Source organism: Aureimonas fodinaquatilis (assembly GCF_008369445.1).
GTDB lineage: Bacteria > Pseudomonadota > Alphaproteobacteria > Rhizobiales > Rhizobiaceae > Aureimonas > Aureimonas fodinaquatilis.
On the sequence record NZ_VTWH01000004.1, the window covers coordinates 181819 to 201444 of the forward strand.

Genomic DNA, 19626 nt, shown 5'->3' on the forward strand with positions numbered 1-19626 from the left:
CTCACGCCTCCTGTTCAGCCAGCAGCCCGGCAATCTGTAGTTCCAGCCTATGTGCCGCGGCTGGCAGCGAGTGGTGCTGCAACACTTTTTCGCGGGCATTGATGCCGAGCCTGTGCCGCAATTCTGCATCGCCCAGCAGCAGAGCCAGATTCTGCCGATAGGCGGCAACATCGCCCACTGGCGAAAGCATGCCGGAAATTCCGTTCTCCACCACCTCGGCGACACCGCCATAAGCCCCGGCAACTGCAGGCAGGCCACAGGCCGCAGCTTCCAGATATGCCATTCCAAAGGCCTCATTCACGCCGGGCCAAGCAAGCACATCCGCCTGAGCATAAAGTTGCGCCAGCCGCGAACGATCGGTGATTTTGCCGTGAAACCGAATTCGGCTTTCAAAGGGTTCAAACTGCGCATGCACTTCGGCCTGCGCCGCGCCATCGCCAACAATGTCCAGCAGCCAGTCGCCATCCAGCCCCCGCAATGCTTCGGCCAGCATGGCATAAGATGCCAGCTTGTCACCGGGCCGCATCATGCCAACGGCCAGCAACCGCATCTGGTTGTTGGCTTGCGATGCTGTTTTCTGTGGCCATTCATCCGGGGCAAGAAATGGCGGCAGATGCAAAAATCTGCTTGCACCGACTTTTTGCAAACCGGCAATGTCGCCCCGGTTCAGCACTATATGCAGATTCGCTGATCGTGATGCTTGCGCCGAGCGGGCGGCAAATCGCGCCCATGGCCCGCTCATTCGCTTTTCTGCGTGGGATGCTTCCACCAGCACATATGGGATTCCCCATGCCTGGGACATGGCAGGCCCAAGCAGGTCCGGCGCCTTGTAGTAATTGTGATACGTCACCCATGCAGCCGGCCTGCAGGGCAGTGCGGTTTGCAAGCGCTGCACATCGGCTTCCGCTGCGGCCTCGATGATTGCCTCATCAACCGCATTGCCTTTGGCATCAAGACTGGTGAATGTGGATACCACTTGTGCACCAAAACGGGTTTGGCTCAATGCTCGCAACAGCATGCGTGCAACTTCCCTGTCGCCGGACGGGATGGCGTGACCGGGATGCTTGAGCGGCGCATAAAAAGCTATTGGCCGGGAAGAGGATGTCAAAATGCGCATTTTATCAGGATGTCGAATCCGTTGCCGTGCAAAACCGCCTGTTCCCCGATATAGCAATTCCAGCATTGCGACAAAATCGATATCCGGACGCAAAATCGCTATAGATTGATTTAAAAGCTTCGAAAGCGCCACCAACCGGACTGCCTAATGCGCCCATCCTTATACCGCTATGTCTGGGATCATACCCGCCGCCAGCAGATCTGGATGCTGGTGATCGTCGTGCTTTCAACCATCCCGCTGTATTTTTCGCTCAACCTGCCCAAACTCATCATCAATGGACCAATTCAAGGCGGCGGCTTTGAAGAGGGCGTGGGCGACACCGATGTTTTCTTTCGCATAGCCCTGCCCGGCATGAACGCCGACGCCTCCGAGCGTATTCTGTTTCCCGGTTTGGAAATGGAGCGGTTGCAGGCGCTGTTTGTGCTTTCGATGCTGTTTCTCACGCTGGTGGTTATCAACGGCGCGTTTAAATTCTACCTCAATATCTACAAGGGCCGACTGGGCGAGCGCATGCTGCGGCGCATGCGCTATGAACTGGTTGATAAAATTCTGCGCTTTCCGATGCGGCGTTTTCGCCGGGTCAGACCGGCGGAAATCGCAAGCATGATCAAGGATGAGCTGGAGCCGGTCGGCGGCTTCATTGGCGATGCCTTTATTCAGCCGGTTTATCTGGGCAGCCAGATTTTAACGGCAATGGTGTTCATTTTTCTCCAGAGCATCACTCTGGGCTTTGTGGCGCTGGCCGTCATGCTTGTTCAGGTTGCCGTTATTCCGCGCATGCGCCGACGGCTGTTGGTGCTGGGGCGTGAACGCCAGCTTGCAGCCCGCAAACTGGCCGGCAGCGTCGGCGAAATCATCGAGAGCATGCCGGCCATACGCACGAATGACGGATCGAATTATATTCGCGCCCGCATGTCGGATGATCTGGGAAAAATCTTCCTCATCCGGTTCGACATTTACCAGTGGAAGTTCTTTGTAAAATTTCTCAACAATTTTCTGTCGCAGGCCACACCGTTCATTTTCTACATGTTTGGTGGTTATTTCGCGGTGACCGGGCAGTTGAATATTGGCGAGCTGGTGGCGGTGATTGCTGCTTACCGTGAACTTCCTGGCCCGCTGAAAGACCTGATTGACTGGGATTTGATGCGGCTGGACGTCAATGTCAAATATGAGCAGGTGGCCGAGCAGTTTGATGTGGAAGGGCTGGTTGAAACCACGCGGCAGGCGCCAATGCAAGGCAGCGCATTGCCACTTTCCGGCGAGTTTCGGCTGGAAGGTGTCACCGTCCGCGATGAGTCCGGCATCAACCTCATCCACAATCTGGATCTGGATCTGCCCTTGCAGCAATTGGTCGCCGCCATTGGTCCGGTGGGCGACGGCGCAGAAACCGTGGCAGAGATCCTGTCGTCGCTTTCCGCCCCGGCAGAAGGCAGCGTAACACTTGGCGGGCAACGGCTGGCCTCCATTCCCGAATCCGTTCTTGGCAGGCGCATCGCCTTTGTCGACACCACCACCTATTTCCCGCAATCGACATTGCGGCAGGCTTTGCTGTTCCCGCTCATGCATCAATTGGAAACGGCCAGCCCGCCACCGGCAACAAAGCGTGAAAAGCTGGCCCGGCATGAATCTGCCGCATCCGGCAACAGTCTGGATGATCCGGCTGGCGACTGGGTTGATCATTCAGCCATTGGCATAACATCAGAAGATCGGCTGAGTGCCATCAACAGCGTGTTGCAGATTGTGCAACTGGGGCGAGACATTCGGCGCATTGGCCTTGCTGCCCGCCTGCCCGAGCAATTGGCTGAACAGGCCCATGACAAGGTTTTGCGCGCGCGGGGTGATTTCTGGCACATGCTGCGCCAATCGGGGCTGGAAAGCACGGTCGAGCGGTTCGACACGAATGCATATCTGACCAATGCCAGCATTCTGGAGAACATCGTCTTTGGCGCCTCCCGGCATGATGAAAGCGCGGCCACAATGGCGCTTGTGCGCGGCGATGCGCGCCGTGTGCTGTTCCAGACAGGGCTGGACCGGCCCTTGCTGGATATGGGGCGCAAAATTGCAGAAACATTGGTTGAACTGTTTGGCGATATGGGGCAGTCCAGCCCGCTTCTGCGGCGTATCAGCCTGATCCAGCCAGAGGAAATCGACTCCTATCGGCAGATATTGGGCAGGCTTGAGGGAAGGCCCACGGCAGAAGCCACAAATGATGACAAGTTTCAGCTCGCACGGCTGGCATTGCGTTACATTGAACCGCAGCACCGCATGGGCCTGATTGATGCCGATCTGCAGGAGCAGATTGTAACTGCCCGTCAGCTTTTCCGGACGCAGGCATCCCCAAAAGTACGGGACGAAATTGTGTTTTATGATGAAGCCGCCTTCAACCCCGCGGCCTCGATCAAGGACAACATCATTTTTGGCCGCATGGCCAAAACGACAACCGGTGCCACAGAAGCGGTTGAAACCCATATGGCAGATGCTATTGCCCGCAACAGCCTGGATATGATGGTGCTGGATGCCGCACTGGAATTTGACATCGGCTCTGGTGCCAAGCGGCTTTCCGTCAGCCAGCAGCAAAGGCTTGCACTGGCCCGCGCACTTTTGAAACAGCCCGATTATCTGATTGCCAATCGCTGCCTGTCAGCGCTGGATTCCGGCGTGCAGAAAATCGTTCTGGACGCCACATTGCTGCGTGCACGGCTGGGCGAACGTCCATTCGGCATTTACTGGGTTCTCGGCACACCATCACTTGCAACTGCGTTTGACCGCAGCCTGCAATTCAAGGGCGGTCAAATTGTCGAAGATACCGGTCTTGCGAGCGAGCCACAAACCGGCCTATCTTCTGAAGAAGCTCTTCCCGGAGCCGCGCAATGACCAAAGGCCAGAAAAGCCATGAGCCTGTTGAGCAATGAAGTCGAAGTGCTTCGCCGCAGTCCGTTGTTTCAGGGCATCGAGCCCGCACGCCTGAAACTGATTGCTTTCACTTCTGAAACCGCCCTGTTTGCACCGGGTGATGTGTTGTTTCGACAGGGAGAAATGGGCGACAGCGCCTATGTCATTCTGTCTGGAGAAGTGGCGGTTCTGGCACAATCTCCTGTGGGCGAAATCGAGCTTGCCCGGCTGGGTGAGCAGGAAATTGTCGGCGAAATCGGCATTCTGTGCGATGTGCCGCGCACTGCCACGGTGCGGGCGTGCGGCGAGGTGAAAACCCTGCGCATTGGCAAGGAATGCCTGTCTGAAATGCTGGATGCCTTTCCAACCATGGCACAGGCCATGTTGCGCGAACTTGCGTTTCGCCTGAGTCACACGTCCTCAGAGCTGGTGCAGCTTCGCACGGAAGCAGCGGGAGAAAAGCACTGACGGAAGCTGACGCCATGACGCGGCTGACGATTTATGGCGCGCGTGGCTCCATACCCTCCGCACCGGACGACCCATCAGAATTTGGCGCACGAACATCCTGTGTCAGTCTTGAAATTTCCGGGCAGTTGCTGGTCTTTGATGCCGGCTCCGGCCTTGTCGATCTTGGACGCAAATTGTTGCAGGGCCCGCATCGGCAGATTTTAATGTTTTTGTCGCACGCGCATTACGACCACATCATTGGTCTGCCCTATTTTGCACCTTTGTATGACCCTGCATTTGAAGTCACCATTCATGCCGGGCATATGCTGGACGGTTCCACATGCGAAACTGTGATCCGGGACTTTCTGCGCCCGCCATTTCACCCGGTCGGGGTTGAAGCGTTTCGGGCAAAGTTGAACTTTGTCACATTTCGCCCGGGCGATCTTCTAACGGCTGGTCCGCAGGTCAGCATTGCCACCCACCGGCTGAACCACCCGAACGGCGCGGTTGGCTACCGGGTTTCCAGTGCAAGCCAGTCCATTTGCTATGTGACAGATCATGAGCACAAGCCGGGAAATACCGATCCGGCACTGGAAGATTTTGTCCGCAATGCCGATCTGATGGTCTATGACACCAATTATACAGAAGCAGATATGACCCCTTATGCCGGCTATGGCCATTCTTCACCACAAGAGGCAATTCGCCTGTGCCAGGCTGCCAATGTCGGCAGACTTGTTCTCTTCCACCACTCATTCAAACATTCTGATGAACAACTGCGCGCCATCGAGGCGGAAGCGCAGAAGGCGTTCAGAAACACCGTTTCCGCACGCGCCGGCATGGTGTTGACGCTGCCCGGGGCGGACTTGCCGGCTGGTGCCACATGACGGGCAATCGCTATCTGCTTTTTGCGCTGAGTGATTGGCTGACGGGTGCTGCCCTGCGTGAGGAAAAGCTGGAGCTTGTTCTGGCCGAGCTTGCAGAAAGGTTGCGCGCCCATGGAGTTCCGGTGGACAGGTGCCGCCTGACCTGGCCCACGTTGCACCCGCTGTTTGAAGCAGAAACCATGTTATGGACGTCAACGGATGGCGTTTCCACCCAGCGCTTTGACCGGCAGGTTCACGATCATGAAGGCTGGTTGCGCAGCACAATCAAATGGATGCTGGACAATGAACAGTCATCCTTGCGTGCGCGTCTGACACAGGCCGATCTGGAGCCGACATTTCCGCTTTATGATGAGATGCGGGACGAGGGTTACACAGACATGCTGGCCCTGCGCACACAGATTTTCTCAACTGACTCACCTTTCCGACAGGATGGTGGCGATTTTGGAATTTATATTGCATGGAGCAGCAAGGCACCGGGCGGCTTCGACACCCACGCGATTGAACTGTTCAATCAGTTGCAGCCCTATGTTGCGTTGCTCAGCAAGCTCATTGTTTTCCCGCGGCTGATTTTCAGCGTTACCAACACTTATCTTGGACCGACAATCGCGCGTGAGGTGCTGGGCGGTCGAATTACCCTGGGCAGCGGCAGCCAGATCGAAGCGCTGGTCTGGTATTCAGATTTGCGAGATTCAACCGGGCTGGCTGAAAGCATGGGCAGCGAGCCTTATCTGGCTTTGCTGAACGATTATTTCGACTGCACCGGCCGCGCGGTGGTGGAAGCCGGTGGTGAGATTCTGGCCTTTGTCGGCGATGCCGTCATGGCCATATTTCCGATTTCGGCCGATGATCCAACCGCGGCAGACAGGGCGACGGAGCAGGCGATAATGGCAGCGCAAGCCGCCCTCGCCGCCCGGCTTGTTGTGAATGAGCGCCGCGTGGCCCTTGGCGAGCCAGCCATTCGCTTTGGCATCGCCATGTGCATTGGCGAAGTGCGGCTTGGAAACATCGGCATCAGTCAACGCCTGTCATTCTCGGTCATCGGCCCCAGTGCCAACGAGGTTGAGCGCATAGAAAAAATGACCAAGGAGCTGGATGTTCAGGTGCTGGTAACCGAGGAAATAACACGCCAGAGCCCGGCGCTCTGGCGGCCTATGGGTGCCTATCCTTTGCGTGGACTGCGAAATGAGGTCGAGTTGTTTGCCCTGGCTGCGGCGGTATAGGGCTTTCTAGCCAGAAAGCGGGTCCACCGCATCGCGCATGCCATCACCCAGAAACGAAAAGGCCAGCACAACCACAATCACCGGCACCATCGGCAGCATCAGCCACGGATACAGCACCACGGCCTCAATGTTCTGCGCTTCCGTCAGCATCACTCCCCAACTGGTTATCGGCGCGCGAAGCCCAAGGCCCAGAAAGGACAAGGCGGTTTCGGCAAGTATCATTGTGGGAATGGACAGCGCGGCTGAAACGATGATGTGGCTGAGAAAATTCGGCAAAAGATGCCGGAAGATGATGCGACCGTCGCTGGCCCCCATCATCTGCGCAGCGGCGCAGAAATCCTCCTCCCGCAGTGACAGGAATTTGGAACGCACTGCCCGCGCCAGACCAGGCCATTCCAGCAATGCCAGTATGGCGGTGATGCAGAAATACACAGTCAGCGGGCTCATGGTGACCGGCAGTGCGGCAGCCAGCGCCAGCCATATTGGCAGATGAGGAAGAGAGCGCAGAACCTCTGTTACCCGCTGCAGCCAGAAATCAAACGCCCCGCCACGGTAGCCCGCCATTCCGCCCAGCAGAAGCCCAAGCACCAGCGAAAGGCTGACTCCGATCAGGCCAATGGTCAGAGATATGCGGGCACCATGCACAAGGCGGGAGAAAATATCGCGCCCCAGCCGGTCCGTTCCGGCAAGATAAGCGGTACCGCCTTCCGGCGCACAGAACAGGTGCCTGTCGCCCGGAACAAGCCCCCAGAACCGATATGGCTCACCCCGGCAGAAAAACCGCAGCTTCATTGGTGTCGTCGTGTCGGCAACATAATGCCTCTGCAACGTGTCCATATCCAGCCGCCCCTGCATGTCATAGACAAAGGGCCCGACCCATTGGCCTTCATGCATCAGATGCACGCGCTGTGGCGGCATGAAAATGTGCTGCGTGTCGCGCTTGCCGGCACTGGAGGGGGCAATCATTTCGGCAAACACCACAACCAGATAGGCCAGGATCAGAATTGCAAGGGAAAGAACCGCCAGCTTGTGCCGGCGAAACCGCCACCAGAACAGCCGCCTTTGCGAGGCATTGGCATAGGCCGCAAACGGTTCTGTGCCCTGTGCGGTCGTGCGCTCCGGGTCAAATGGTTTGTCGCTGACCCAATGGGTGCTCATCGGCGTTGTCCTGTCAGCCGGATGCGCGGGTCCACCAGCGCCAGCACAATGTCGGAAACCAGCATGCCTGCAACCGTCAGGAATGCCAGAAACATCAGAAACGAACCGGCCAGATACATGTCTTGCGAGCGCAAGGCGGAAAGCAGCATCGGCCCTGTGGTTGGCAGCGACATGATGACGGATATCAGCACCGAGCCAGAGACAATCTGCGGAAGCAGATCTCCAATATCGGAAATGAAAGGGTTGAGCGCCGGACGCAACGCATATTTGCGAATGATTTTCCGCTCCGGCAGGCCCCGGGCGCGTGCTGCCACCACATGCGGCCGCCGCAACTCATCCACCAGATTGGCGCGCAATCGCTGTATCATGGCCGCCGTGCCGGAAAGGCCAATGACAAATACCGGCACAACCAGATGCGCCATCACGGAAATGATCTTGGCGCTTGTCCACGGTTCATCGGCATAGGCCGGGTCCATCAGCCCGCCAATGGAAACGCCGAACAGGGCATTTGCCAGATAAAGCAGAATGAGCGCCAGCAGAAAATTCGGCGTAGCAAGGCCGAGATAGCCGGCGAATGTCAGCCCTCGGTCCCATAAAGTGTGCTGTCGCACTGCCACAAACATGCCAACTGGAAATGCCACCAGATAAACAAACAGCACCGTTGCGAAATTCAGAAGCAGGGTCAGAAACAACCGGTCGCCAATGACATCGGCAACCGGCAGGCCATATTCGAACGAATAACCGAAATTGCCGAAGGGAAACCCGGCAATCCAGCTCAGATATTGCACGGGCAAAGGTCGATCCAGCCCGTAAAGCTCTTTCAGAAAAGCGATTTTTTCCGCTGTGTTGGTTTCGCCCTCGGCCTGCAATTCAGCCATGTAGGTGGTGAGATAATCCCCCGGAGGCAGTTGGATGATCACAAAAACCAGCAGGCTGATCACCAGCAGCGTCGTCAGCATGACCAGCGTTCGATAGCCGATAAACCGCAACATGTTCATTTACCGGCCACTTCGGGAGCTTCCAGAAAAAAGGTTTCCGGGCGGTAGGATCCAAAAAAGGCGCCGGGTTCCCAATTGTAAACACCGTCCTTTGGCAGATTGCGCAGGTGGCGGGAGGCAACGATCACCTGATCCACATCGGCAACAATGCCGATGGTCGGCATTTCATCAGCGCGAATTTGCAGCATCTGCTGCCAGATCCGCGCTTTCTCCTGTTCATCCAGTGTCTGCTGCCACTCCTCCGTCAAATCAATCAGGCGTTGCGCAAAAGGCAGGTCAGGTGCCGCACCAAGCTGGCCGGCGCTTTCATAATGCAGGCCCCATGCCGGCCATTGAGCCTGCGCGGAAAGCGTAGGGGCCAGTTCGGCCGGACTGTCCACCGGCTTGGCCCGGCCATTTTCAAGACCCGAGCCGACAGACATCAATGTTGCGCCGGAGGCGAGGCGCGCTTGCAGCGAGTCCCGCTCCACCGCCTTGAACAGCAGCCGGATGCCAATCTTCTGAAAATCTTCAGCAATCAGTTGCAATACATCGGTCTGCTCGCCGTCTTCTCCGGCAATTTCCACCACCAGATTCATGGGCCGACCATCGGGCAACAGGCGCATGCCCGCGCCGTCGCGCTCGGTCAGCCCAATCCGATCCAGAAGTGCCTCTGCCTGTGCAGGGTCATATTGCGTCCACTGGTCGCAAAACGCCTGCTGATAAAGCGGCGACCCCGGCAGAACCGTATCATTGCAAGACCGAGCCAGGCCGTAATACACGGCCTCCTTGATGTCGTCCCTGTTGATGGCCAGTGACAGCGCACGGCGAAAATCCGCCTCGCTCAACAATTGCCGCCACACGGGGTCTGCGGCATTGAAGTTGGGAAACAGGGCCAGTCTTGAGCCTTTGCCGCTTTTCCACCGCAGGACATCATAGTCAGAGCGCTGCTCTGCCTGTTTCAGGAAAGCATAATTGCTCATGGTCATGGCAGTGGATTGCAGGTCGGTTTCCCCTGCCCCCACCATTGCCGGTATCAACCCGGCACTGGCAATGGTCATGGCAACGGTGTCTATGTAAGGCAACTGCTGCCCCAGCGGATCAACCCGATGGAAATACGGGTTGCGCTTGAAAACAAACCGGTCAGCGGGCGGGTTTGTTGCCAGAACCCATGGCTCCAGAGTTGGCAGATCAACATTGGCATTTTTATAAGCCTGGTCCAGCCGATAATGCAGCGCCTGCCAATTGCGCTGCCCTGCCTTGTCCACAAGCCTCTTCAACTCCTCCGGCTCTGCATGGCGGGCATGAAACTGCCGCAGATAATGTGCCGGGCGAAAAATATCGAAAGGCATGGAGCCCGCCAGTGCTGGCAGGAAATACGGATTGGGGTTTTCCCATTCATAACGGATTGTATAGGCGTCGGGAAAACTGACCTTTGGCCCCTGCCCGTCCACCAGCAAAGGGCGTGGCAAGCCATTTCGGCCCAGATCGGGGTCATTGGCCACGTCTTCCCAGTAATAGCGAAAATCTTCCGACGTGAATGGCTCACCATCTGACCATCGGTGTCCGGGCCGCAGATGAAGGGTGAAAATGCGACCCTCTTCCACATCCACCGACCGCGCAATGTCGGGCTCAATGACACCATCCGGCGTGTAGCCCACCAGCCGGGAATAGCCGAAGACCACCATTCGCCGTGTGTCGCGAACCTGCGGCTCCAGTGTGCGCAGAGTACCGCCATATTTGCCAATCTTGCGGCCCAAGGCTGTGAAGTCCACCACCAGTGGCTCTGTGGGCAGGCGTTCAGCAACAGGCGGCAATTTCCCCGCTTCCACCTGGGCATCGAGGCTGGGAGGGCCGACAAACGCGCTCACAGACCATGCCGGCGCGCAAGCCATAAGCCCAACGGCAAATGTCATTGCGTGAAGCGCGGACCTGAATGCCATGAGCGATCTGCCTTTGCCGGAATCCTGACCGAACTTGCACCTCAAATATCGCACTGGCAACAGGCTTTTACAGTGTGGATGTCTGCTGCGGATAGATGCGAACAAAATGCCCCGATGAGACCTCTTCCATAGTACCGCTTTGCCCCGCTACCGGCGCATAGGGTGCTGGCCAGTCCCCGGAGCCCTTTCTGTGCATGACAGAAAATAATGACAGATCCATTGCACGGTCCGGATCCGGTTCCGGAACCGAGGCAACCAGCCGTTTGGTATAGGGATGCATGGCGTTTTCAAACAGCGCTTCGCGCGGTGCCAGTTCCACCAGAAGCCCGTTGGCCATAACGGCAATGCGATCTGCCAGATAGTCCACCACCGCCAGATTGTGGGAAACAAACAGATAGGTCAGTCCAAGCGCCGCGCGCAAATCTCGCAAGAGATTGAGGATCTGCGCCTGCACGGAAACATCGAGTGCTGACACCGGCTCGTCAAACAGGATCAGGTCAGGTTCAAGCGCCAGCGCACGGGCAATTCCGATGCGTTGCCGCTGACCGCCGGAAAATCCGGCTGGGAATCGGTTCAGGTGGCGGCGGTCCAGCCCAACCATTTCCAACAATTCCAGAGCACGCTGGCGTCGCGAGCTTTTGTCGCCAATTCCATGAATTTCCAGCGGCTCGGTCAGGATGCTTTCCACCGACTGGCGTGGGTTCAATGCGTGATAGGGGTTCTGAAACACATATTGCACCCGGCGGCGAAACTGCTTCAAATCGGCTCCCGCCAGAAGAGCAATATTATCGAAGCCGTTTTGCCCGCGCATGTCCACGCTGCCGCTGTCGGGCAGAACCTGCCGCGCAATCATGCGTGAAAGAGTGGTTTTGCCGCTGCCGCTTTCGCCCACAAGGCCAAGACACTCGCCCTGTCGCACTGTCAGGCTGACATCAACCAGCGCACGCACGACGCCGCCCTGACTGAACATGCCACCGCGGGCGGCAAAGCTTTTTGAAACATCGCAAATACGAATGAGGTCCTGCTGAGTGTCCGTGTGCTGCGGTTGGGCCGCTGGCACATCAACACTTGCAATGTCACGCAGTGGTTTCAACCGTTCGTCACGCGGCATGCCCAGCCTGGGCACAGAACCCATCAACGCCTTCAGGTAAGGGTGCTGCGGATTGGCGAACAATTCCCGCATCGGGCCGCTTTCCAGTGCTTCGCCATAGCGCATAACCACAACATCATCGGCCATATTGGCAACCACACCCAGATCATGGGCGATCAGCAGAATTGCCGTTCCATGGTCAGATTGCAGCTTTTTCAGCAGGTTCAGAATTTCCGCCTGAACCGTTACATCCAACGCGGTTGTGGGCTCATCTGCAATGATCAGGGCCGGGCGGCAGATCATGGCTATGGCGATCATGGCCCGTTGCGCCAATCCGCCAGACAGTTGGAATGCATAGCTGTCCACTGCCTCCTGCGGTTTGCGAAAGCCCACTTCCGCCAGGCTTTCTATTGCCACTTGCCGGGCCGCGGCACCGCTTAACCCGCGGTGCTGGCGCAGCACGTCGCCAATCTGGTCGCCCAATGTGTGCATGGGCGACAGGGCTGCGGTCGGTTCCTGAAATATCATGGCCAGCCGGTCGCCGCGCAAGGGTGCAATGGCGCTTTCCCGTGCCTCTGGTCCGGCCAGTTCCACGGCTGGCCCGGCACCGTCCTGAAACCGCGCACGACCATTCAGCAAAAAAGCCCGAGGTGGCAGCAGGCCCATGATGGCCATAGCGGTCACGGACTTGCCGGAGCCGGACTCGCCGATGATCGCAAGGGTTTTTCCTGCATCCACCTGAAAAGACAAGTGGTCTACGGCCCGCAACCGACCTTCCTCGGTGCGAAACTCAACAGACAGATCGTCCACTTGCAGCAGCGGCGGCCGGAGCATTGCTAGCGCGCCTTCAATGTCACTGGTTTCAAGGAAGCTTCATATCCAGGAGCAGGGTTTCGGAATAGAGGTGGTCAACCTCACTAGCTTTGACACCTTCCGCTGCCCGAAACCAGCGGGCCAATGGCAGTTTTTCAACTTCGCCCGTGCCGTTGGCTGGCAGAAACCGGCTGTCTATTGCCAGAACTGCATTGTTTTCAACAACAATGCAGTTGGCAACTGCCTGTGCATTTGCCGCCAGAAACTCCAGATCACTGCAGTGAACCATTTCATGATAGGCAATATCTGCACCTTTAAGCTTGCGCTGAAACAGAAACAAAACCGGTGGGCGGCCGGTTGCGGCAAAGGCAGCAACATGCAGGCCAAGACCTGCATGGTCCTGCAGAATCTGGTGGTTCTGCGCGGTCCAATCCACCTGCGCCGGGTTCAGCATTTCCAGCTTAGCACTATCCGACGCACCTGCTGGACTAAAAATCTGGCGGCTGTTGTCAAGAATTTCAAAGCCCAGCGCCCTTATCCGCCGACCGGTGGCAGCGCGCGCAGTCATCGTTGCATAGGTTACGCCAGGAACAGCCATGCCCGCCTGCAGCAAACTGTCGCCTATTCCGGTGCCGCGATACGGCCGCAACAGATACCACGCACCCAGATCGCAAAAACGCCGCATGCCGGAGGCTGTTGGTCGCTCGCTGTAAATCGTTGCCATGAAGCCGACAATGGCGCCGGCATCTTCCACCAGCCAGCCACGTTCGGCCTCCGACGGCCGCCATGGATAGTCGAGAATACGCCGCCAGGTTTCTCGTGAAATCCGCATGTTCATATTCGCATGCAAAAGCTCGACAACCGGATCAATGTCGCTTCCACCAGCCGGCCGCACGAAAGCCTCTGTCATTGCGGCGCTCCCTGCCGGAAAATTTGCTGTGCGCTTTGGAATGCGACTGCAGGATGACTGGCAAAAAACTGCACCAACCGGTCCAGAAACTCCCAGCTTTCATGATCATGCGCCAGATGGTGCGAAAGAATGCACAGGGATTTGTCCAGATGTTGCTGGCGCAACGCCAGTTCTTCGGCAAAATCGCGCTGCATCCGCTCCATCCCGGCGAAGTGCGCTCCGCCTTTCCAGCGCAGAATATCAATATGGGCGTTATGGATGCCCAGACCCGGCAGGCCCTTTTCCGGTTCCGGGCCAAAGCAGGACAGGCCGATATAGCCGGCCTTCGAAAGCTGCCCGGCAATTTCCGCCTCAATGCGGTTCCACGGCGGCACCATGACGGGCAGATAAAGCGACCCGAACAAACTTTGCAGCAGTGTGCTGCCAAGGCGCAACTCGTCCATCACTGTTTGGGCGGGTCTGCTCCCGCCGCACTCAACTGCACGGCCACCGGCGGCGGCGTGGTTGGTGTGGGCAAAGCCATGTTGCAGCACGGTTGCCTGCCGGGCACTCAGCACGTGCAGCAATCGGGCCTGCACCGGCTGCGGCACCACGGCCAATGCCAAAGGCGCTCTGTGGTTTGCAGAAATTTCCAGCAGTCTGTCCAGTGCCGCAGTCGGCTCCGTGGCATCATCGTCCCGCCACCAGACCTTCAGCGGCTCGGCCTTGGGCCGCAAAGCCAGCAGGGCATCAATCTGCGAAAAAAAATCGTCCAAAGTGCCTGTTCCGCCCCAGCGTTGATATCCGGAAGATTAAATGCAACGACGAGGCAAAGCTTGCAAGCACTGGAAAGTGTCACATTGCGTAAACAAATACCGGGTTAGTTAAACTCGAATTTCTTGAAATTGATGCAGCAGAGCAGCAGGAGTCGGCAATGCGGGTTACGATGATAGGAAGCGGCTATGTCGGGCTGGTTTCCGGAACTTGCCTTGCCGACTTCGGGCACAGCGTCACCTGTATTGATAAGGATGAAACGCGCATCGCCGATCTGCAGCGTGGTCAGTTGCCGATTTATGAACCCGGGCTGGACAGGCTGGTTTCTGAAAATGTCGCAGCCGGGCGGCTGGGCTTTTCCACCGATATTGCCAGCAATGTTGCACAGGCCGATGTAGTCTTCATCGCTGTCGGCACACCGTCGCGCCGTGGTGATGGCCATGCGGATCTTTCGCATGTGGAAAGCGCGATCCGGGAGATTACGCCGCATCTTCGCAAAGGCGCTGTTGTGGCAACCAAATCCACCGTTCCGGTTGGCACCGGCGACCGGTTGGAGGAAATCATCCGCGAAATCCGGCCTGAATATCCAGTGTTCGTGGTTTCCAACCCGGAATTCTTGCGCCAGGGCGCCGCGATCGAGGATTTCAGCCGCCCGGACCGAATTGTGGTGGGTGTGGCGGATGAAGCAGCCAAACGCATCATGGCCGATCTTTATCGGCCAATCTCCATCAACCGCGCGCCCGTGCTGTTCACCAGCCGTCGCAACGCAGAACTGATCAAATACGCGGGCAACGCCTTTCTTGCGATGAAAATCACATTCATCAATGAAATGGCGGATCTGTGCGAAAGCCTTGGCGGCGATGTGCAGGAGGTGGCGCGTGGCATCGGGCTGGACAATCGTATCGGGCCCAAATTCCTGCATGCGGGACCCGGATATGGCGGGTCATGCTTTCCCAAAGACACATTGGCACTGATGCGCACCGCTCAGGAATTTGGCAGCCCCATGCGGCTGATTGAAACCACAATCGATATCAACAACACGCGCAAGCAGGCCCTCGCACAACGGGTCATTCAAGCGTGTGGCGGCACCGTTGCCGGTAAAAGGATTGCGCTGCTGGGCCTGGCCTTCAAGCCCAACACGGACGACATGCGCGAAGCCCCTTCCATTCCACTGGCAGAAATGTTGCTGGCGGCTGGTGCCACGGTTGTTGCCACCGATCCGCAGGCAATGAGAAATGCCGCCAGTCTGCTTCCGGATCTGGAATTTGCCCCCGACCCTTATCGCGCGGTTGAGGACGCGGAGGCTGTGGTACTGGTCACGGAATGGAACGAGTTTCGCGCGTTGAATTTTGCCGAACTTGCCAAACGCATGAGAAACCCGCGTTTTATTGACCTGCGCAATGTTTATGGCCGGGCAGAACTTTCCGAGTACGGCTTTACCTACCACGGCATCGGCCGCGCTGCTCCGGGCGAGCGCGGCTGAGGCCTTTATCGTGGAACCGGCAGAGTTTGAACGTCAGGACAATGCGACGAAACCATAAGTCAGATCGTTTCGATCTCGCGCCGATACCAGTCAACGAAGCGCGGAATGCCAATTGAAATCGGGGTTTGCGGCTTATAACCGACAAGACGCTGTAACAATGCGCTTGAGGCAAAGGTTCCCGTGGCATCTCCTGCAGGCAATGGCCTCATCTGCCGGATCGCGGTTTTGCCGGTGGCCTTCTCAATTTCCCGGACAAAGTCCAGCAATGGCATTGGCTGGCCACCACCGGCATTCACCACACGGTAAGGCGCGACCGGGCTGAGCGTGTCGCCGTCAACCGCCACACCATCTGGCGTAACCACCGTCAGGCGGCAGAGCGTTTCCACCAGATCGTCGATATAGGTGAAGTCCCGGCTGCTCTGGCCATTATTGTTGATGTCGATCGGCTGGCCCGCCAGAATTTGCCGGGTGAAAATATAGTAGGCCATATCGGGCCTGCCCCACGGCCCGTACACGGTGAAGAACCGTATGGCCGTCATCGGAATTTTGAAAAGATGCGAGTAGGAATGCGCCATCAGTTCGCCAGCGCCCTTGCTGGCCGCATACAGGGTCAGCGGCTGCATGACTGAGGCTGTTTCCTGATAAGGCATGTCCGGGTTGGCGCCGTACACTGAGCTGGTGGAAGCCAGCATCAGGTGGCGCACTGGAAATGCCCGGCATGCTTCCAACAGATTGAACGTACCGCAGATATTGGCCGACACATAGTCCTGCGGGTGGGTGATGGAGTGCCGCACACCTGCCTGCGCCGCCAGATGCACAACAATTTCAGGCGCAAAACGCTTGAACGCTTCGTCAAGCGCGGGCTTGTCCGCAATGTCCTGATGCAGAAACTCGAAGCTTTCGGCTTTTTGCAGCAGAGCCAGCCGGCGCCGCTTCAGCCCGACATCATAATAAGCAGACAGGGAGTCTATCCCGCAGATCACATGGCCATCTGCCAGCATGCGACGTGCAAGGTGGAAGCCTATGAAACCGGCACAGCCCGTGATCAGAACTCGCATGGGAAGCCTGCACCCCTCTGTTGAAACTCATCTGGCTCTTGCGCAATCAGCTAAGGGGAACCATTTTCAGCTCCGGTTTGCCAGTTATTTGTGTCGTGGCAACGGCAGAAAGCAGCGGCATCGCAGCAAGCGGCGCAGAAAGGCTTGAAATCTGAGCCGCAATCATAAATTGAGAGGGTGCCATTAAACCAGCGAATGGCTTGGAATAGCTCAGATGGACAGGCCATAATGGAAAATCAGACGCCGGAGCCTTCAACCCCGCCAAAAGGTCGGTTGACCACAAAGCTGCAAAAGCTCCTGTCCAGCCTTTCGCCATTTTCAACCGGCCAATCGTTGAATGGCGGTCAGGTCAGCTTTTTCCTGCGTGTCAAAAACGCGCTCGGCTATATGCGGCGCGGCGACATGCGTGGCTTCATGGGCCGCGCGCGGCACTATCGGCGCGAGGCCAAGGTGTTGCGGATTCAAAGCAATCTTGCCAACCCAACCGGTTTTGTCTGGGGCATCATGACCACGCCGCACACGCTGTTCATTGCCCGCTGCATCGGCGAAAGACTGGCGGAACACGGCATTGAAAGCGAAATATTCCTGACCCCGCCGGAAAAGTTCAATCATGATTGCTACATCGTGCTGTGCGCGCAGATGTTTGACCGGCTGCCGCCAAATGACAAGCGCGTGGTGTTTCAACTGGAGCAGTCTGTCAGTTCGCGCTGGTTCACACCCGAATATCTGAAAACCCTTGCAAGCTCGCTGGCGGTGCTGGACTATTCCCTGGTCAACATCGAGTTTCTGGCCGGCAAGGATATTGCTTATCCGCATGTCCACTATCTGCCGATTGGCATTGCCCCTTCGCTCATTCAGGCGCCGGACACGGCTGCAAAAGACTATGACTTCATCTTCTACGGTGACTATTACAGTTCACCCAGGCGTGAGCGAATGCTGGAGGAGTTGCAGAAGCATTTCACGGTGAAGCTGTGCAACAATGCCTTTGATGATGAAATGCATGCGCTCATTCGCAAGGCGCGCGCGGTGATCAACATCCACTATTATGAGAATGCGCTGCTGGAAATGCCGCGCATTCAGGAATGTCTGGCGCTTGGAGTGCCTGTCCTTTCCGAAAGCTCGCGTGACCAGGCCGAATATCCCGAACTTGGCGGCGGCGTGCAGTTCTTTGAACAGGACAATATCGAAGATATGCTGCGGGCGGCATCGGCCATGCTGAAACAGGCCGACAGCCTGCACGAGCAGGTTTCACAGGCTGCGAACGCCAGCGCCCGCCGCTTTTCCTTCATGTTCGACCGGTTTCTCCTGGCGCTTCGCATCATATCACCCTCGGCGATGCTGGGCGAACCAGTCTATGTGGCGGGGTCCCAGGATCTGATTGCACTTTCCCTGCCGGAAACCATCGCCAGACGGCGCACGTTTGAAGGCGATGTGCCGGTTGATTGCGCCGTGTTTGACGGGATTCGCAATGTGCGCGGCTGGGTGGGTTGCGGTTCCAGCTTCAGCGCGTTGGCGCGGCTGGCCCTGGCCGATGGCCGGCAGGAACTGACGGTCTTCGAGGATGACGTGCTGTTCAAGCAGAACTTTGATGAGAATATACAGGTCGTGCGCGACTATCTTGCCCAGGCATCACGCTGGGACATTTTTTCCGGCATGATGGCTTCCGTGCACCCCGATGCTCGCGTGCTGAATGTCGAGCATCGGCAGGGAATGACATTCGTCACGCTGGATCACATGACCAGCATGGTGTTCAATATCTACAATCGGCATGCGCTGGAAATGCTGGCCGGCTGGAATCCGCTGGATCTCAATGTCGATACCAATGCCATAGACCGCTATCTGGAAAAGCAGAACGACCTGCATGTGGTTGTCGCGCTGCCGTTTCTGGTCGGGCATCGAGAGGATGTGCGCTCAACCCTGTGGGGCTTTGAAAATGACCGCTATGCAAAAATGATCGCCGGGGCGGAAGCGAGAATTCAAGGTCTGGTGGATGAATGGCAGCTTGCGCAAGACGCGCAATCAATAGCCAAGGTCCATTGATCAGCGCAGTCGAAACGCAAACAGACGCCGCCAGTCGCGGGTAAAATAGCGCCGCATGCTGGCAAGATGCATTTTGCGAAAGCCGGTGTCCGAATGGCTGGCCCGTTGCGCCGCATGCACAATCTGCACGCTTGGGCATGCCACAATCCGCCGACCGGCGGCGTGTACCCGCACGCAAATGTCCACATCTTCGTAATACAGGAAGAAGCCCTCATCAAAACCGTTGATGCGGCGGTAATCATCGGCGCGAAACAGCATGAACATTCCGGCCACCCAATCGGGCTCAAAATCCTGCCTGTCTGCGGGCAGAGGGTAAGCGCCATTGTCCCGTTTCAAGGCTTTCAACAGCAGCGACACGGGATGAGGAAAATGCCGGATACTGTCTTCCACCTGCTTGTCGGGCGTTAAAACCAGCGGCGCAACCAGCGCGACATTGTTCTGCTCGAAACGCTCTGACAGTGCAGGTAATGGATTATCCAGAAACTGCACATCCGGGTTCAGCACACAGAAAAACGGCGTTTCACAATGCCTGAAAGCTGCGTTGTGATTGGCCCCGAACCCTTTAGGGGCATCGTTGTACACAAGTGTGATGCGGCTGGACTGCGGCAGTTCCAAAGCCTCAGGCACATTCAGCGTCAGCACAATTTTCTGCACCTGCGCAAAGCCAAGCAAATGCGCAACCAGTGGCGCAAGCATATGGCCATGCAAATGGCTGACGATGGACACTGTTATCATGGAAAAGCAATTCTCCTGTCACCTGGTTCGATATCAGGCTCTGGGCGGCGCAATCCAGTGAAAAATGCCTGTGCCGCCACAATCAATTTCAGCAGGCGGCGCGCTT

General features: G+C 57.2%; 15 protein-coding genes. 6 read left to right on the forward strand and 9 right to left on the reverse strand.

Going from position 1 to position 19626, the window contains the following annotated elements:
* Position 1: 1 nt before the first annotated feature.
* Positions 2-1117, reverse strand: coding sequence for a glycosyltransferase family 4 protein (locus tag FPY71_RS15725; protein ID WP_210246311.1), 1116 nt, complete (start codon positions 1115-1117; stop codon positions 2-4).
* Positions 1118-1264: 147 nt separating this feature from the next.
* Here FPY71_RS15725 and FPY71_RS15730 point away from each other — a divergent pair, with 147 nt between their 5' ends.
* Genes FPY71_RS15730 through FPY71_RS15745 form a run of 4 tightly spaced genes read left to right on the forward strand, consistent with a single transcriptional unit; the run spans position 1265 to position 6560 of the window.
* Positions 1265-3991, forward strand: coding sequence for an ABC transporter transmembrane domain-containing protein (locus FPY71_RS15730; protein WP_149301271.1), 2727 nt, complete (start codon positions 1265-1267; stop codon positions 3989-3991).
* Between the two features lie 18 nt (positions 3992-4009).
* Positions 4010-4477, forward strand: a complete 468-nt coding sequence (locus tag FPY71_RS15735) for a cyclic nucleotide-binding domain-containing protein (protein WP_149301272.1) — start codon at positions 4010-4012, stop codon at positions 4475-4477.
* A 14-nt stretch (positions 4478-4491) separates the two neighbouring features.
* Positions 4492-5340 carry an MBL fold metallo-hydrolase gene (locus tag FPY71_RS15740; protein WP_149301273.1) on the forward strand — a complete coding sequence of 283 codons (849 nt, stop codon included), beginning with the start codon at positions 4492-4494 and terminating at the stop codon, positions 5338-5340.
* Positions 5337-6560, forward strand: coding sequence for an adenylate/guanylate cyclase domain-containing protein (locus FPY71_RS15745; protein ID WP_149301274.1), 1224 nt, complete (start codon positions 5337-5339; stop codon positions 6558-6560). Before FPY71_RS15740 ends, FPY71_RS15745 begins: the two co-directional genes overlap by 4 nt.
* 6 nt (positions 6561-6566) lie before the next feature.
* Here the strand turns inward: FPY71_RS15745 and FPY71_RS15750 are convergent, their stop codons facing one another.
* From FPY71_RS15750 to FPY71_RS15775, 6 genes are all read right to left on the reverse strand, one after another.
* Entirely contained in the window at positions 6567-7718 is a 1152-nt protein-coding gene (locus tag FPY71_RS15750) for an ABC transporter permease (protein ID WP_149301275.1), read from the reverse strand.
* Entirely contained in the window at positions 7715-8710 is a 996-nt protein-coding gene (locus tag FPY71_RS15755; protein ID WP_149301368.1) for an ABC transporter permease, read from the reverse strand. The genes FPY71_RS15750 and FPY71_RS15755 overlap by 4 nt, the downstream gene beginning before the upstream one ends.
* Before the next feature lie 2 nt (positions 8711-8712).
* Positions 8713-10638: an ABC transporter substrate-binding protein gene (locus tag FPY71_RS15760; protein WP_210246312.1), complete on the reverse strand. Its 1926-nt coding sequence runs from the start codon at positions 10636-10638 to the stop codon at positions 8713-8715.
* Between the two features lie 67 nt (positions 10639-10705).
* Positions 10706-12562 (reverse strand): dipeptide ABC transporter ATP-binding protein, encoded by a 1857-nt coding sequence (locus FPY71_RS15765; protein WP_149301276.1) that lies wholly within the window; start codon positions 12560-12562, stop codon positions 10706-10708.
* A 28-nt stretch (positions 12563-12590) separates the two neighbouring features.
* Positions 12591-13451: a GNAT family N-acetyltransferase gene (locus tag FPY71_RS15770; protein WP_149301277.1), complete on the reverse strand. Its 861-nt coding sequence runs from the start codon at positions 13449-13451 to the stop codon at positions 12591-12593.
* Entirely contained in the window at positions 13448-14206 is a 759-nt protein-coding gene (locus tag FPY71_RS15775; protein WP_149301278.1) for a polysaccharide deacetylase family protein, read from the reverse strand. Before FPY71_RS15775 ends, FPY71_RS15770 begins: the two co-directional genes overlap by 4 nt.
* A gap of 158 nt (positions 14207-14364) precedes the next feature.
* Here FPY71_RS15775 and FPY71_RS15780 point away from each other — a divergent pair, with 158 nt between their 5' ends.
* Positions 14365-15687 carry a UDP-glucose dehydrogenase family protein gene (locus FPY71_RS15780; protein WP_149301279.1) on the forward strand — a complete coding sequence of 441 codons (1323 nt, stop codon included), beginning with the start codon at positions 14365-14367 and terminating at the stop codon, positions 15685-15687.
* A 59-nt stretch (positions 15688-15746) separates the two neighbouring features.
* Here the strand turns inward: FPY71_RS15780 and FPY71_RS15785 are convergent, their stop codons facing one another.
* A complete protein-coding gene (locus tag FPY71_RS15785; RefSeq protein ID WP_149301280.1) occupies positions 15747-16745 on the reverse strand; it encodes an NAD-dependent epimerase/dehydratase family protein in 999 nt (332 codons plus the stop codon).
* Between the two features lie 228 nt (positions 16746-16973).
* Between FPY71_RS15785 and FPY71_RS15790 the strand changes: the two genes are divergently transcribed.
* A complete protein-coding gene (locus tag FPY71_RS15790; RefSeq protein ID WP_246160614.1) occupies positions 16974-18785 on the forward strand; it encodes a glycosyltransferase family protein in 1812 nt (603 codons plus the stop codon).
* On the opposite strand, the gene FPY71_RS15795 is transcribed toward FPY71_RS15790, so the two are convergent.
* Positions 18786-19520, reverse strand: a complete 735-nt coding sequence (locus FPY71_RS15795) for a glycosyltransferase (protein ID WP_149301281.1) — start codon at positions 19518-19520, stop codon at positions 18786-18788.
* Positions 19521-19626: the final 106 nt, after the last annotated feature.

Excerpts from the sequence above, each read along its gene's own strand:
- FPY71_RS15760 (WP_210246312.1), bottom strand. The coding sequence starts at position 10,638 with ATGGCATTCAGGTCCGCGCTTCACGCAATGACATTTGCCGTTGGGCTT.
- FPY71_RS15785 (WP_149301280.1), bottom strand. The coding sequence starts at position 16,745 with ATGCGAGTTCTGATCACGGGCTGTGCCGGTTTCATAGGCTTCCACCTT.
- FPY71_RS15740 (WP_149301273.1), top strand. The coding sequence starts at position 4,492 with ATGACGCGGCTGACGATTTATGGCGCGCGTGGCTCCATACCCTCCGCA.
- FPY71_RS15755 (WP_149301368.1), bottom strand. The coding sequence starts at position 8,710 with ATGTTGCGGTTTATCGGCTATCGAACGCTGGTCATGCTGACGACGCTG.
- FPY71_RS15750 (WP_149301275.1), bottom strand. The coding sequence starts at position 7,718 with ATGAGCACCCATTGGGTCAGCGACAAACCATTTGACCCGGAGCGCACG.
- FPY71_RS15790 (WP_246160614.1), top strand. The coding sequence starts at position 16,974 with ATGGAAAATCAGACGCCGGAGCCTTCAACCCCGCCAAAAGGTCGGTTG.
- FPY71_RS15735 (WP_149301272.1), top strand. The coding sequence starts at position 4,010 with ATGAGCCTGTTGAGCAATGAAGTCGAAGTGCTTCGCCGCAGTCCGTTG.
- FPY71_RS15795 (WP_149301281.1), bottom strand. The coding sequence starts at position 19,520 with ATGATAACAGTGTCCATCGTCAGCCATTTGCATGGCCATATGCTTGCG.
- FPY71_RS15765 (WP_149301276.1), bottom strand. The coding sequence starts at position 12,562 with ATGCTCCGGCCGCCGCTGCTGCAAGTGGACGATCTGTCTGTTGAGTTT.
- FPY71_RS15730 (WP_149301271.1), top strand. The coding sequence starts at position 1,265 with ATGCGCCCATCCTTATACCGCTATGTCTGGGATCATACCCGCCGCCAG.
- FPY71_RS15745 (WP_149301274.1), top strand. The coding sequence starts at position 5,337 with ATGACGGGCAATCGCTATCTGCTTTTTGCGCTGAGTGATTGGCTGACG.
- FPY71_RS15770 (WP_149301277.1), bottom strand. The coding sequence starts at position 13,451 with ATGACAGAGGCTTTCGTGCGGCCGGCTGGTGGAAGCGACATTGATCCG.
- FPY71_RS15725 (WP_210246311.1), bottom strand. The coding sequence starts at position 1,117 with ATGCGCATTTTGACATCCTCTTCCCGGCCAATAGCTTTTTATGCGCCG.
- FPY71_RS15780 (WP_149301279.1), top strand. The coding sequence starts at position 14,365 with ATGCGGGTTACGATGATAGGAAGCGGCTATGTCGGGCTGGTTTCCGGA.